Genomic DNA, 12,596 nt, shown 5'->3' on the forward strand with positions numbered 1-12,596 from the left:
GGAGGGGGGCCTCAAGCTCTTCGGGCTGGCCTGGAGCCGCGCGGCCAGCTCCAGGCGGCTCCAGGCCAGCCCGAAGAGCTTGAGGCCCCCCTCCACCCCCGCCTCGACCCGGGGCGCGGCCAGGGTGTCGGGGACTCGCACGCTGGCGACCTGGCCCCACAGCCGCAGGCGGTCGTCCGCGCCGCCCGGCGTGCGGGCTTCGTCCCATCCCGAGGGGGGTCGTCCGCTCGGTGTACCGGCGTCAGCCGGTCCCGAAGGGGATCGTCCGCCGGGTGTACCGGCGCCGCCCAGCCCCCAGCCCAGCGCGTAGGCGTACTCCCCGGACCCGGTCCACAGCCCGAAGAACTCTAAGCCGCCGCGGGCGAGCTCCAGGCCGGCGGCGGTGTAGCCCCCCGGCTGGGCGGAGCCCCAGGAGTACAGCGCCAGCGCCATCCAATCCCCGTCCCGCTCGGTCGACAGCCGCAGCTGGCCCAGCGCCCGCTCGGCGGCGCTCTCGGGCCCCTCCTGGCCCAGCGCGAAGCCGTAGCCCTGGCGCCAGGCCAGCGCGAACTGCAGCGAGAAGCGGGGAGCGGCCTGCTCCGCCAGCGCCGCCAGCCGGGCCTCGGCCAGCGCCCCCTGGGCCTGGCGCTCCTTGCGCTCGGCCTCCAGGCGGGCCTCCAGCGCCGCCAGGCGCTCGTGCTGCTCCTTGAGGCGGGCCTCGAGTTCCAGCACCTGCAGCCCGCGGTCCTCCGGCGCCGACGCCCTTTCGGCCTCGAGGCCCCCTCTCAGCCCGGCCAGCTCGGCCTTGAGGTCCTCGACCTCCCGGCGCAGCGCCGCGAAGCGCTCGGCCTCCAGCGCCCGCGCGTCCTGGGCGGCCTGCTCCAGCCCGGCCAGCCGCCCCTCCAGCGCCGCCAGGCGCTCGAGGGCCAGGTTGGACTGCAGCAGCGCCTGGCTGGCGGTGAGGCCGGCCCCCTCGGCCAGCGCGCGCAGCTCCTCCAGCGCCGCGGGGTCGAGGGCCTGGCGCGCCTCCAGCGCCGCCAGCCGCTCCAGCAGGGCCTGGGCCTCCTCGCGGCTGTAGGCGTTCCCCAGCCGCAGCCCCAGCCCCGCGAGCTCGGCCTGCAGCTCCTGCACCGCCATGAGCAGCGCCTCGAGGTCCTCGCGGGTGAGGGCGCTGGCCTCGAGCTGCTGCAGCAGCCGGTAGATCAGCAGCGCCGCCTCGTAGCGCGTGAGGGTGTGCTCGCCCGCGAAGCGCCCCCGGTCGTCGCCGAGCAGCAGGCCCCGCTCGCTCAGGCGGCGCACGGCCTCGGCGGCCCAGTGGCCGGCCGGCACGTCGCTGAAGGGCAGGGGGGCGTGGGGGGCCTGGGAGCTTTGTGCCAGCGCCAGCGCGGCCATCGGGCCCAGCGCCAGCGTGCGGATCCACCTCGCGGCTCTTCTCATGCGCGCCATTATCTCCTATTCAAGAAAGGCATATCATCAGAGCATGAGAAAGCGAGCGTCCTCCGCCGAGCCCCCCGCTGCCCTGCGCCACGCCCGGGTGGAGCGCGAGCTCTACTGCGGCGAGGGCTTCCGCGTGCTGGAGGTGGACCTGGCTGCGCGGGGAGTTCCGGGCCTTCAAACACCCGCGCCACGGCCGCGCCTACCGCGCGCGCCGCCTTGAGGTCGCCCCCCCGCCCAAGCCCCCCTCCCCCGCGCGGGCCCGCTGGGCCCTGCAGGAGGGGATCGAGGGCGCTGGCGGGGGAGCTGGGCCCGCGGGCGGCCCGGCTGGCCGGGGAGTGGCCCCGCCTGCAGCGCGAGCACGCGCTCATCGCCCTGGGCCGCCCCCGCGGGGAACGGGTGATCCGGCCCTACCTCGAGGCGGTGGCGGCGTGAGGGACCTGACGGCCTCGGTAAGGGCCCGGCTCCTCGACCTGGCGAGGCGGCAGGGGGAAGACTTCGGGCGGGTAGCGGTGCGGTTCGCGCTCGAGCGCCTGCTCTACCGGCTGGGCCAATCCCGCCACGTGAAGGACTTCTACGACCTGTGGGCGATCGCCCGGGGCCACCGGCTCGAGGCCGCGACTCGGTGTATCGGCCTCCCGCCGCCGGAGGCGGCGGCGTCCCGAAGGGGATCGTCCCCGCCTTCACCGGCGACGCCGGGAAGCGCCAGGCCTGGCGGGCCTTCTTAAGCCGCATCACCCAGGAGGAGCTGGGGCTCGAGGAGGCCGTCGAGACGGTCTGGGCCTTCCTGGGGCCGGTGGTCCGGGGCGAAGCCGGGGGAAGCTGGGATCCCCAGGGCCAGAGATGGGAGAAGTAGGAGAAATAGAATGCACGCCGTGACCACCGATCTGCTGTACACGCTCTCGCAGCAGGGCCTATGGGCGGGCGACTCACGCGCCCGCCTCGAGGAGGCCATCCTGCTGGCGCTCGCCGCGCGCGACTACGAGAGCGCCCGCACCCTGCTGCTGGCCCTCGAGCTGCTCAAGCCCCGCCGCCGCTTCGGGGTGGCGGTGGCCCTGGAGGCCGTGGGGATGGGCCTGCCCTTCCGGGAGGCGCTGGAGGTGGCGCTGCGGGAGGCCAGGCGCTACCTCGGCGGCCGCAGCCACCGCCGCTTCGCCTCCCGCCGCTTCCGCAAGCCCCTGGAGGCCTACCTGCAGGGCCTGGAGGGCCGCGTCGCCGCCGAGCAGCTGGCCAAGAGCCGCAAGGCCCTGAGCAAGATGACCACCGCCGAGATCCACATGGCCGAGCGGGTGCTGCTGCGCGCCCAGCGGCGCTGGAAGAGCCCCGAGACCGTCTACCAGGCCTTCGACGCCTTCCTGGTCGCCGTGCAGCTGGCCCACCGCCCCGCCAGGGCCTAGGGCCGGTCCCGGAGCGCTTCGTACGGGGTCGGGGCGACCGGGCAGTGTGGCCGCCCCGCCGAGAGTGAGGTATACTATCTATTGATAGGAGGTGTCGAGATGCCGATCGTCGGACTGTCAGAACGCAACAGGCTGGCCCGCACGGGCCAATTCAAGATCGGGGAGCGCACCGAGCGGGGCTTCCCCCGGGCGCTGGACCACTTCCGCATCGTGGGCGGCGCGGAGGCGGTGGAGGCGGTGTACGGCCCCAAGCCCAAGGCGGTCACGGTGTACCTGCCCCTCGACCTCGGCCCCGAGGTCTGGGACCCCTACTACAAGCGCTACGGCGCTTCGGGCCTGCAGTGCAAGGGCGACGGGCTGGTGGGCCGCGAGGTCGGGCCCGACGGCAGCCTCAAGGAGCGCGACTGCGCCCAGCGGGGCTGCCCCTTCGCCCAGCCCACCCTCAAGAACGGCAAGGAGCAGCCCCCGCTGTGCAAGCCGGTGGGGATCCTGGCCTTCCAGGTGGTGGGGGTGCCGGGGGCAGGGGTCTACCAGATCGCGGTCAAGGGCCTTTCGGCCCTCGCGCGGGTGGACTCCTACCTGCGGGCGCTGGAGGCGGCGGCGGGCGGCAGCCTGAAGGGGGTGCCCTTCGTGCTCAAGGTCGAGCAGGCCAAGGGCAAGGACGGCTTCCCCACCAGCCGCATCCTGGTGGCTGACGCCCCCGAGACCGCCGCGGTGCTGCAGGGCGCCCCCCGCTACCCCCGCACCGCCCCCGTCGAGCGGGTGCGCGGCTACGCGGTGCTCAGCGAGCGGGGGGAACTCATCGCCACCCCCGAGGTGCGCGTGGGGGAGGACCTGCAGGCGCGCGCGGCGCTGGCCGAGCGGCTGCACGCGGCGCTCGAGGAGGGGCTCATCCCCGCTGAGCACGTCCAGCGCTACCGCGAGATGGTGGCGGCGGTGGGCAACATGAGCGAGGCGGAGGCCGCCGAGAAGCTGGAGCGGCTGGAGGCCTGGCTGCAGAACCAGGGAAAGGCGGCATAGACCGTGCCGCACGGGGGGGCTTAGCCCCCCCTCTTCTTGCGATCCCATATCCCATGCGCGAGACCGAAGACCTCTTCCCCGCCCCCCTCCCCCTGCAGGAGCCGTACTTCCTCGAGGCCCTGCTGCGCCTGGGCGCCCACGCCCCCGCCCAGGCGCTGGCGAGGTACCGCGAGCGCGGCGAGTTGCACCGCCTGACCCTGGCCGTGCTGGAAGGGGCGCTGGCCGAGGGCGCGCGGCGGGGCCGGGCGGTGTCGGTCAACCTCTCCCCCGCCCAGCTCGGCCACCCCAGGCTGCGGGCCGACCTGCGGGCGCTGCTGCGGGCGGCCGGGGCCGGCGAGGGGGCGCTGGTGGTCGAGGTCACCGAGGAGGCCCTGGCGCCCGGCGGGCGGCCCCTCGAGAGGACGTTGGCCGGGCTGCGCGAGCTGGGCGTGCGGGTCTACCTCGACGACTTCGGCAGCGGCCACTCCAGCCTCGAGCGCCTGGCCTGGCTGCCCCTCGACGGGGTCAAGCTGCCCCGGGGCTTCCTGAGGCCGCCCGCGGCGGCGCAGCACCGGGTGGCGGCGGTGCTGCGGGGCCTGGTGCGGATGATGGAGGAGCTGGGCCTGCCGCTGGTGGCCGAGGGGATCGAGCGCCCCGAGCAGGCCGCCTTCGTGCGCGAGCTGGGCGTGCGGCTGGGCCAGGGCTTCCTCTTCGGCGCGAGCCCTGAGGCTCCGGGCACGGCGCCATGAGGTCGTCCAACACGCCGGGGGCGGGTAGACTCCCGCCCCCGGCGCTACGCCGTGCTGTGCCTCAGCGGGGATCCACCCTCAGCCTGGGGGAGCGCCGGCGTGGCGCCGGGGGTCGGGGTCGAGGCGAACGAAGCTCATAGCCACGCCACCCACCCCCTCTCCTGCGTGCACAGCGCCGGGACGAGCACCTCGACCCGCCCCGGCCCCTGGAGCAAGAAGCCGCCGGGCCCCTCGTCGCACTCGTAGCGCAGCACCGCGCCGGGCCGGAGGAAGTGGCTGAGGAAGCGGGCGAAGGCCCCGGGGTTAAGGTTGCGCCCCAGGGCGTCCTCGAGGAAGCTCACCCCGGTGTACGGCGGTACGCCGTCCCGAGAGGGGATCGTCCGCGCCCCGTCCTTCCCTACCCCCAGCACCCCCAGCGGCTCGTCCGGCAAGAACGCGGTATCGCCCGCCTCGGGGGCCGCCAGCAGCAGCAGGTCCTCCCCTAGCGTGCCCTCGCGGGCGGCCTCGATCAGCAGGTCGAGCGTGCCGCGGCGCTCGGGGATCGCCTGCGCGTGGATGAGGTGGTACTGGTAGTCCATTCCCATCGGTTACCTCCTATCGGTGTAAATCCTACCATCGCCGAGCGGGCGGGGGTTGCTCCGCCCGCTCCCTCGGGCTGTGGCTGGCGCGGCGCTAGAGGCTGCTAGGAAGCCCTTGAGGGCGTCGGCCAGGCGCTCGTAATCCCGTGTAAGGCGGCGAAAGCGGGCCGTCCAGGCGAAGCTGCGCTCGACCACCCGGCGTTTAGGCAGCAGGACGAAGCCTTTCTTAGCCTCCTGGGGCTTGACCACGCACAGCCCGATGCCTTCCCCGGCGGCGGCCTACTCGGCTTGCGGGCCGGTGTAGCCCTGATCCACAAAGGCGACTTCAACGTGTTCGCCCGTGACCTCTTGGACGGCTTTGGACAACTCGGCGACTTGCGCTCTTTCCTGCTCGTCGGCGGGGGTGACCACCAGCGCCAGTAGATGCCCCAGCGTATCTACGGCCATGTGCACCTTGCTCCCTTTGCGTTTCTTAGCCCCATCATGCCCAGCCCTTTCCCCGCTCTCGGGACCCAACTGCAACATACGACCGTCGTAGACCGCCGCACTCGGCTGCCCGTTCCTGCCCCCCATCACCCGTAGCATCTGCCGCAGGTCGTACTTCCGCTGGTGCTGGGCCGCGTCCAGGGGCTGCGAGGACGCCAGGGGGAAGACCCGCTGGCGGGTGATCTGGTGTGGCGGTACGCCAGGAACCCAGGGGCCCGAGCCCCCGCAGGTCGGCCGCTCCAAGGAGTTCAGAGTTCAGCCGCGACCGGGCGTACGGGCTGGTCGGCAAAGCCTGCGACGCCCTCCGGCCTAGCCCTGCAGCTCCCTCCGGAGGCTCGCCAGGCCCTGCGGCACCTCCCCGACCTCCTGCTGGTAGAGCCGACAGATCCCCCCGATGAGCCTCGCCGCCTGGCCACGGCCGCCCACCGCATGGCAGCTGCGTACCCGCATCTCGTTGACGAGCTCGTCGAAGGGGTCCAGCTGGGCGAGGCGATTGGCGACCTCGAGGCACTCGGCGTCGCGGCCGGCGCGGTGCAGCTCCGCGATGAGCTGACGGCCGAAGGCGGACACGGCGAGCTCGCACTCCGCGCGCAGACCCTGCGCCCACTCCGACTCGGCGGCGGGGAGGAAGGGGCCGCCGTACCGCGCCAGGGCGTGGGCGAACCGGCGCGCGTCCTTGGTCGCGATCGCCCGCCTGAGCTCGGCGTAGTCCCAACTGAGCACGGCACCGCGCCACTCAACCCAGTACCTCCCCGCGTCGTGCGGGATACGCAGCCCCGGGACGGCCTTCTCGAGGTCGTAGCGCACCTGGTGGAAGTAGTTGCGCGCCCGGGCGTGCGGCGTGTCCGGGAAGAGCGAGGCGAGGATCTCACCCAGGCGAGCCCCGGGCCGGTCCAGGAGGAAGCAGAGCACCTCGAGCGCGTGCCGGTACTTGGGCCGGGCCGGGGCGCCGTTCACCCGCAGCTCGGCGTGGCCGAGGGTCCGCAGCTCGACCTGGGTGGGCGCCTCTAGCCCCGCCCCGGCGGCGTCGGCACACAGGCTCTTCAGGTAGGGGTCATCCGCTCGGCTGCCGACGAGGAGGGCGGCTCTCGGGAGCAGGCGCAGCTCGAGCACCAAGGGGGAGCCCGAACCGAGCGAGTGGCGCACGTCCGTGGCCTTGGCCAGCGCCTCGAGGGCCCGGGCCTCTTCGCCAGCCCGCAGGTGCGCCTCGGCCAAGTGGAGCCAGGCCCACCCCGCCTCGCGCTGGAGGCCCAGCGCTTCGAAGGCCTGTAGCGCCCGCTGCAGGTCTTCAGGGCCGTCCGGGGCGTCCATCTGCACTTTCAGCGCGCCGCTCCTGAGGAGGTAGGAAGCCCGCATCTTGGCGTTGGCGGCGAGGGGCTGCGCCCGGGCGAGGCTGGCCTGGGCCCCGGCGTAGTCCCGCAAGCCCAACTGGGCTGTGCAGGCCCCGAGCAAGGCGTAGAACTCGGTCTCGGCTTCCTCGGCCTGCCGGGCCAGCCGCGCTGCTTCATGGAAGGCAAACAGCGCGGGGCCCCACCGGCCCTGCGCCCGGTGGCACACCCCGGCGACGTACTCGAGGACCGGAGCGCTCCCAGGCCGCGCCTCCAACTCCGGGCGTGCCAGGCGCAGCTCCTGCTCCGCCTGCTCGAACCGCCCGAGGTAGCTGAGGTGGAGGGCCCAGGTCAGGCGGATGTGCCCAGCCCGGCCCGGGTGCGCGCGCCGCAGGGCCTCGCCGAGGTAGTGCGCGGCCCGGGCATCCAGGCCGAGGGCCCCGCAGACCAGGCCGAGAAGGTGACCTATGGACGCCAGGAGCGCGCCGGTGTCGGAGGAGCGGTGGGCCACTCCCCAGGCCAGCTCCAGGGCCTCCGCGGCCTGGCCCAGTTCGCCATCGGCGAAGTGTACCGCCCCCCGTTCGCGCAGCCACAGGGCCCGGTCGAAGGCGTCGAGCTCGGCCTGCGGCACCTGCTCCAGCACCGCGGCCGCCAGCTTGGGCTGCCCGAGGAAGCGGTACACCGTGGCCAACTCGATGCCGGCTGCGCAACACCCCCGGGCCTGGGCCCGCAGCAGGAGTTCCTTGGCCTCCTGCAGCCTCCGCAGGTTGCATAAGCAGGCCCCCGCCATCCGGTCGTCCTGCGGGCTGGGTTGCGCCAGTCCCTGGTAATGCTCCAGACCGTCCGGGTACCGCTCGGTTAACACCAGCTCGTGCAAACTTATCGATCGCTGTCCTGGCGGGAACATAATACGATTATCCCCAAATCTCAAAACATTCACAATACGTACAGTTTCTATTTTTCACTTCGACGATCTCCCCTGCGACGAACCCGATGAACGCGGAGGCTTGCGATGAGTCTTTCCAGTCGGATTGTGGCTCTTCTGGCGGCTGTGGCCATCGGCCTGGGCATGGCCTGGGCCGACCCTAGCACGGTGGGCGGCGGCGGTCTGCGCGGCCCGTGGGGGGCGGTTACCCCGCCTGGTGTGGAGTCTGGGTGGGGCACCTACAGCCCCGCTTGAGGCTGGAGAGGAGGTGATCGTGATGGAGAAACCGGCCAAGACCTATGAGGCGCCCAAGCTGGTGCCGAAGTACGAGCCTCCGGTTCTGCTCGACCTCGAGCAGTTCGTGACGGTGGCGGGGTCGTGCAGCACCGGCGGCGGTAGCTGCTCGGGCTCGGGCTACACCCCCGGCGGCGGTTAATTGCCCCAGTGTTTAGCCCAGGTTGGCCCAGTGGGCCAACCTGGGGTTCTGGCTAGGTTGCTCGATGCTGAACGTGCGTAGTCCCGAGATCCAACAAGACGAGGGCGTGACGGTGGAGCTCTTTGCCAGCTTCCTGTCGGGCTTCGGCCGCAAGGTTTACCGGGTGGCCGAAGGGAAGGTGTTCCAGATACCCGCAGGGAGAGCCCACGCTCACGGAAACATCGACCTGCTCTACCCGGTCTCGGGCGAGATCTGGGTCGCGTACACGGACGCGAAGGGGCAGGTTTGCAAACAGCGCTTGGAGCCGGGAAAGGCTTACACGATTCCCCCCAACGTGCCGCACCAGGTCGAGATCCGCGGAGGGATCCTCGAGACGCTCTTCCCGACGACGGTTTATACCAAGACTATCCCCATGAGGTACCTCGAGGGGGGATTCTTCTGAACCGCAGGTCAAAGCAGGTGGCATGTATGGAACACACGCTCGACTTACTCAGGCAGCGGCCAACGCTCATCGAACACGCTGTGATCAACGAGGATGAGTCAGGGGCGATTACGGTGCTCAACCCGGTCACGGGCAAGGTCTTCGTCATCAACGACGTGGGCCGCCGGGTGCTCGAGCTGTCCGACGGGAACCGTTCGCTCGAACAGATCATCGTGGCGGTCTGTGAAGAGTTCGCCCAGGCCGACCCGGACCTGGTACGCCGCGACGTGCAGGACTTCGTCGCGGGCTGTCTGGCAGCCCAGCTGCTGCAGGCCTAGGCGGAGGTGCCCGTGGAGACCGTAGTCGCCGAGCGGGTGCAGCAGGGGTCGGACCGCTTCCGCCCGCTGGTGTACTGGTACTTGAGCAACCGCTGCAACCTCACCTGCAAGCACTGCTGGGTCAGCTCCTCGCCCCATGCCGACACCTCCGCCGACCTCACTACGGAGGAGATCCTGGCCACCGTGGCCCAGCTGAAGGAAATCGACGCCAGCCTGGTGATCCTCACCGGCGGCGAGCCCCTGCTCCGCAAGGATGCGCTCACCATCATCGGGCACATCCTCGAGCACGGCCTCGCGTTGAGCGTGGAGACCAACGCCATGCTCATCCGGGACGAACACGTGCGCCTCTTTCGCGACGCGCTGGATCGGGGGGTCTTTGTCTGGATCAGCGTCAGCCTGGACGGTGGGACCCGGGAGGCCCACGAGTGGATACGCGGCCGGGGCAGCTTCGACCCGACGGTCAAGGCCCTGTACCGCCTGCGCGCGGCGAATATCCCCTTCGGGGTGCAGTGCGTGGTCAACCGCCAGAACTTCCGGAGCATCCCCGATCTCTTCCGGCTGGCCAACAACCTGGACTTCCACCCCCAGGACAACATCCTGGCCTTCCCCATCGTCAACCCTGTCGGCCGGGGGAGCGAGTCGAAGGACGACCTCGCGCTCACACCGGTCGAGTACGAGCAGGTGTTCCAGCTCATCCTCGGCGGAATGCGCGACTACAAGGGCGGGGTGCTCATCAAGGTCCCCCCGGCGGCCATCCCTTCGCGCTATCTGCAGTACCTCATGCGCGACAATCGCGTCAAATTCCTGGTCTCGTGCAGCTTCCCGTTACTGGGCATCCTCCCCGACGGCACCCTCTCGGTCTGCGCACTCACCGGCGCGGACGGGGGGCTAGTGCTTGGGCACCTGCGCCAGGACTCCATCGCCGAAGTAGTGAAGAACAGCATCGAGCCGCTGCGTAAGGACTACGAGAACGCCACCCTTACCGGGGTTTGCGCTGACTGCGTCTTCCGGCACAGCTGCAAGGGGAGCTGCCGGGCCTACGCCTACTCCGAGTTCGGGAGTTTCATCGGCCCGCACCCGCTGTGCGCCGCGCTGGAGAAGGCGGGGATGTTCCCCGATGTCTACCGCAACTCGTACCACCAGCGCCTCCGCAGCCGGGCGGGCGCGGCCTGAGAGGGTTATGCGGCTCGACCCCGACCGTTACGGTGCCGTACGACAGTGGCTCGCCTTTGTCGACCCTCAGCACCCGGTGGTCCGTCGGCTGGTGGAGGAAGCGGGGGCCGGGACCGAGCCTGAGCCCGTCCGTGATCCGTCCCGCACCCTCGACCTGCTCCTGAGACGGCTACGGGCCATCCGCTGGGTGGGCACCCAGGGCTGGGAGCCCTTCGAAAAGGCCTGGGGCATGGGGGAGGGTAACTGCATCACCCTGTCTGCCCTTTTGGTGTCGGCCCTGCTGGCCTGCGGGCTGCGGCAGAGCTGCGTCTTGGTCAGCGGAGGGGGACTCCTGGGCCAGGCGCTGGTGGCGGTGAGCTCGGCCAAGGGCCTGCTGACCGCCCACGCCTGGGCGGTGGCGGTGCTGCCGGGCAGTCCCGCCCTGATCATCGACCCTGTACGGATGGTACCGGAGGAGCTCGGCGGCCCTGCGGCCTTCAGCGCCCGGCTGAAGCTGGCCGCGCCGGTGGACCAGATCTGGACGATGGTCTTCGGAGCGCGCGAATTCCACCTGTTCGCCCATCCGGCGGCCTGCCAAGCTCACCTCGCTGGCTTGGCGCAAGGGGGTTAAGCCGTGCGATACGTGGTGTTCGGCACATGTCCCTACCCGGTACTGCAGGTGCTGCCGAAGCTGTCAGTCGGCTGCGATCGCGGAGCGCTCTACCTCCGGGGCGAGGCGGGGGTGCTCGAGCAGGCCCAGGAGTGGGGGTTGGTAGAGCTGGCCCAAGCAGGGGGGGTGGCCCGGCCCACCGCCCGCCTGGGCCTGGTGGACCCCGGGGCCTCCCGGGACATCGCCGACCGAGTGCAGTCGGTCCTCACAGGCTACCTCGAGGTGCTTGGCGAGGCGGCGGCGGATCTGGAGACAGGCTACCGACGCACCCCCGCCTGCACGGAGCAGGGCTGGGCGTGGGACCGGGTCCAGCACCTCGTGGTCGGCGGGTGGCTGATGGACCTCGGCTTCGCTCGCGCCGCCGCGGCGGCCAGCCACCCCCGGGCCGGGGCGGAATGGCGTGTGGTGGGCTATGCAGGGCTCCCGTTACCCGCCACGCAGTGCGGGGTGCGCCTCCGGTGGGGTACAGCCGCCGTACTGGGTGAGTTCTGGGCCGAGGACCGGCTCAGGGTTCCCGGGCTGCCCCTCAACCTCGAGCCCCACGAGCTTGACGTGCTGGCCGCGGTCGCGCGGGCGGGAGAGGCGCCGGCCGGGGAGATCCCGCCGGGTGTGGCCGGGAAGCTGCGCTACCTGGGTCTGCTCAGGGCTCCCGGCGCCAGGCGGCTGAAGCCCGCGTTGCCGGTCTTCGACCCGCCGGAGTGTGAATCCCTGGAAGCCAGGGTGCTGGGCTGGGCCCAGGCGCTCTACCGGGCATGCCGTGATGCGCTGCCGCCCGATCCGGGCGCGGAGGGTGAGGTGCTGCGGCTGGCCTTCTTCCGGGGGCTGCTCACTGCGGCCTATGCGGCGGCTCAAGGGGTGGGCATCCTCCCCATAGGCAGGGGGGGCGTCCCGAAGGGTTGGGGGCTATGGCTATGGCTCGAGCCCAGCCCGCAACGGTTGCTCGGCCATGCCGGGGAGGCCGTATGAAGGGAGCAATCGTCACCGGGGGCAGCGGCAGCATCGGAGCCGCCGTCGTGCGGGCGCTGGCGAGCGCGGCATACCGGGTGCACGTCCTCGACAAGCAGCCCCTCCCGGCCGCCCTCGAGTCGCTCGCGGGGATCACCGCGGTCGACCTGCGCGACCCCGCGGCCTGCCAGGCAGCGGTGGAGTCAGCGTGCCGGGAGCTTGGGTCCCTGGAGACACTGGTGTACTGCGCGGGGGTGCTGGGGCCTACCTGCCCGCTCGAGGCCGCCCCCCTGGAGGAGCTCTATGAGGTCGTCGCCGTCAACCTTGCGGGGGCCGTGGCCTGCGTACACGCAGCAGTGCCGCACCTGAAGGCGAGCGGCGGGGGTTCCGTCGTCTTCGTTGCCTCGATCTCGGCCGAGGTGGGGTCGAGTGCTGCCCCAGTCTACGGCGCGGCCAAGGCAGGCCTAGTCGGCTTAGCCAAGGGTTTGGCCCGACAGCTCGGGCGCCACCGGATCCGGGTCAACTGTGTCAGCCCGGGTTCGGTGGCCAGCACCCGGCTGCTCACCAATGCCCGGGGTTACCCCCTGACCCGGGCTGAGAGCTTGGCCATCTCTGCCCGCCTGCCGCTCGCGCGGTTGACCTCTGCGGAGGAGGTAGCTCAGGGCGTGCTGTACCTGTGTGGCCCGGGCGGGTGTTCGATCACCGGCACGAACCTGGTCATCGACGCGGGAGAGTCCCTCTGCACGGACTGAGGAGGCT

General features: G+C 71.6%; 16 protein-coding genes and 1 pseudogene. 13 read left to right on the forward strand and 4 right to left on the reverse strand.

Features of this window, described 5'->3' with window-relative positions:
- Window positions 1-1,416: S-layer homology domain-containing protein (locus Mterra_RS22070; protein WP_176582495.1), on the reverse strand; the 1,416-nt coding region annotated here is incomplete at its 3' end.
- Between the two features lie 43 nt (window positions 1,417-1,459).
- Here Mterra_RS22070 and Mterra_RS22075 point away from each other — a divergent pair.
- The 6 genes from Mterra_RS22075 to Mterra_RS01010 all read left to right on the forward strand — a co-directional run bounded on the left by Mterra_RS22075 (window position 1,460) and on the right by Mterra_RS01010 (window position 4,558).
- On the forward strand, window positions 1,460-1,636 hold the full coding sequence (locus Mterra_RS22075; RefSeq protein WP_170159500.1) for a hypothetical protein: 177 nt from the start codon (window positions 1,460-1,462) through the stop codon (window positions 1,634-1,636).
- The gene (locus Mterra_RS21695; RefSeq protein ID WP_147372479.1) at window positions 1,633-1,848 is read left to right on the forward strand and encodes a hypothetical protein; all 216 of its coding nucleotides are present in this window, start codon (window positions 1,633-1,635) and stop codon (window positions 1,846-1,848) included. Before Mterra_RS22075 ends, Mterra_RS21695 begins: the two co-directional genes overlap by 4 nt.
- Before the next feature lie 190 nt (window positions 1,849-2,038).
- On the forward strand, window positions 2,039-2,269 hold the full coding sequence (locus Mterra_RS22080) for a hypothetical protein (RefSeq protein ID WP_170159501.1): 231 nt from the start codon (window positions 2,039-2,041) through the stop codon (window positions 2,267-2,269).
- A gap of 19 nt (window positions 2,270-2,288) precedes the next feature.
- Window positions 2,289-2,810 carry a hypothetical protein gene (locus Mterra_RS01000; protein WP_119313465.1) on the forward strand — a complete coding sequence of 174 codons (522 nt, stop codon included), beginning with the start codon at window positions 2,289-2,291 and terminating at the stop codon, window positions 2,808-2,810.
- A 99-nt stretch (window positions 2,811-2,909) separates the two neighbouring features.
- The gene (locus Mterra_RS01005; RefSeq protein WP_119313466.1) at window positions 2,910-3,830 is read left to right on the forward strand and encodes a recombination directionality factor; all 921 of its coding nucleotides are present in this window, start codon (window positions 2,910-2,912) and stop codon (window positions 3,828-3,830) included.
- Window positions 3,831-3,883: 53 nt separating this feature from the next.
- The gene (locus tag Mterra_RS01010) at window positions 3,884-4,558 is read left to right on the forward strand and encodes an EAL domain-containing protein (protein WP_119313467.1); all 675 of its coding nucleotides are present in this window, start codon (window positions 3,884-3,886) and stop codon (window positions 4,556-4,558) included.
- Window positions 4,559-4,692: 134 nt separating this feature from the next.
- Here Mterra_RS01010 and Mterra_RS01015 read toward each other — a convergent pair whose 3' ends face one another.
- The 3 genes and pseudogenes from Mterra_RS01015 to Mterra_RS01030 form a co-directional block, all read right to left on the reverse strand.
- Window positions 4,693-5,142 carry a hypothetical protein gene (locus Mterra_RS01015; RefSeq protein ID WP_147372480.1) on the reverse strand — a complete coding sequence of 150 codons (450 nt, stop codon included), beginning with the start codon at window positions 5,140-5,142 and terminating at the stop codon, window positions 4,693-4,695.
- Window positions 5,143-5,247: 105 nt separating this feature from the next.
- A pseudogene (locus Mterra_RS22970) lies at window positions 5,248-5,733 on the reverse strand (transposase); the annotation flags it as partial.
- 198 nt (window positions 5,734-5,931) lie between these two features.
- Window positions 5,932-7,815 (reverse strand): AfsR/SARP family transcriptional regulator, encoded by a 1,884-nt coding sequence (locus tag Mterra_RS01030; protein WP_147372482.1) that lies wholly within the window; start codon window positions 7,813-7,815, stop codon window positions 5,932-5,934.
- 337 nt (window positions 7,816-8,152) lie between these two features.
- On the opposite strand from Mterra_RS01030, the gene Mterra_RS22085 reads away from it, so the two are divergent.
- The 7 genes from Mterra_RS22085 to Mterra_RS01060 all read left to right on the forward strand — a co-directional run bounded on the left by Mterra_RS22085 (window position 8,153) and on the right by Mterra_RS01060 (window position 12,589).
- A complete protein-coding gene (locus Mterra_RS22085; RefSeq protein ID WP_170159504.1) occupies window positions 8,153-8,311 on the forward strand; it encodes a hypothetical protein in 159 nt (52 codons plus the stop codon).
- 106 nt (window positions 8,312-8,417) lie between these two features.
- Window positions 8,418-8,753, forward strand: coding sequence for a hypothetical protein (locus Mterra_RS01035; RefSeq protein WP_147372483.1), 336 nt, complete (start codon window positions 8,418-8,420; stop codon window positions 8,751-8,753).
- A gap of 26 nt (window positions 8,754-8,779) precedes the next feature.
- Entirely contained in the window at window positions 8,780-9,070 is a 291-nt protein-coding gene (locus tag Mterra_RS01040) for a PqqD family protein (protein WP_119313472.1), read from the forward strand.
- Between the two features lie 12 nt (window positions 9,071-9,082).
- Window positions 9,083-10,243, forward strand: coding sequence for a radical SAM/SPASM domain-containing protein (locus Mterra_RS01045; RefSeq protein ID WP_170159505.1), 1,161 nt, complete (start codon window positions 9,083-9,085; stop codon window positions 10,241-10,243).
- A gap of 76 nt (window positions 10,244-10,319) precedes the next feature.
- The gene (locus tag Mterra_RS01050; protein ID WP_147372484.1) at window positions 10,320-10,853 is read left to right on the forward strand and encodes a hypothetical protein; all 534 of its coding nucleotides are present in this window, start codon (window positions 10,320-10,322) and stop codon (window positions 10,851-10,853) included.
- Between the two features lie 3 nt (window positions 10,854-10,856).
- The gene (locus Mterra_RS22090; RefSeq protein ID WP_170159506.1) at window positions 10,857-11,858 is read left to right on the forward strand and encodes a hypothetical protein; all 1,002 of its coding nucleotides are present in this window, start codon (window positions 10,857-10,859) and stop codon (window positions 11,856-11,858) included.
- Window positions 11,855-12,589 carry an SDR family NAD(P)-dependent oxidoreductase gene (locus Mterra_RS01060; RefSeq protein ID WP_170159507.1) on the forward strand — a complete coding sequence of 245 codons (735 nt, stop codon included), beginning with the start codon at window positions 11,855-11,857 and terminating at the stop codon, window positions 12,587-12,589. The genes Mterra_RS22090 and Mterra_RS01060 overlap by 4 nt, the downstream gene beginning before the upstream one ends.
- Window positions 12,590-12,596 lie beyond the last annotated feature (7 nt).

The organism is Calidithermus terrae, assembly GCF_003574345.1.
Taxonomy (GTDB): domain Bacteria; phylum Deinococcota; class Deinococci; order Deinococcales; family Thermaceae; genus Calidithermus; species Calidithermus chliarophilus.

What these genes read in the sequence shown, in the direction of transcription:
- Mterra_RS01010 (WP_119313467.1), top strand. Translation starts at nt 3,884, where the DNA reads ATGCGCGAGACCGAAGACCTCTTCCCCGCCCCCCTCCCCCTGCAGGAG.
- Mterra_RS01015 (WP_147372480.1), bottom strand. Translation starts at nt 5,142, where the DNA reads ATGGGAATGGACTACCAGTACCACCTCATCCACGCGCAGGCGATCCCC.
- Mterra_RS01005 (WP_119313466.1), top strand. Translation starts at nt 2,910, where the DNA reads ATGCCGATCGTCGGACTGTCAGAACGCAACAGGCTGGCCCGCACGGGC.
- Mterra_RS01040 (WP_119313472.1), top strand. Translation starts at nt 8,780, where the DNA reads ATGGAACACACGCTCGACTTACTCAGGCAGCGGCCAACGCTCATCGAA.
- Mterra_RS01060 (WP_170159507.1), top strand. Translation starts at nt 11,855, where the DNA reads ATGAAGGGAGCAATCGTCACCGGGGGCAGCGGCAGCATCGGAGCCGCC.
- Mterra_RS22075 (WP_170159500.1), top strand. Translation starts at nt 1,460, where the DNA reads ATGAGAAAGCGAGCGTCCTCCGCCGAGCCCCCCGCTGCCCTGCGCCAC.
- Mterra_RS22085 (WP_170159504.1), top strand. Translation starts at nt 8,153, where the DNA reads ATGGAGAAACCGGCCAAGACCTATGAGGCGCCCAAGCTGGTGCCGAAG.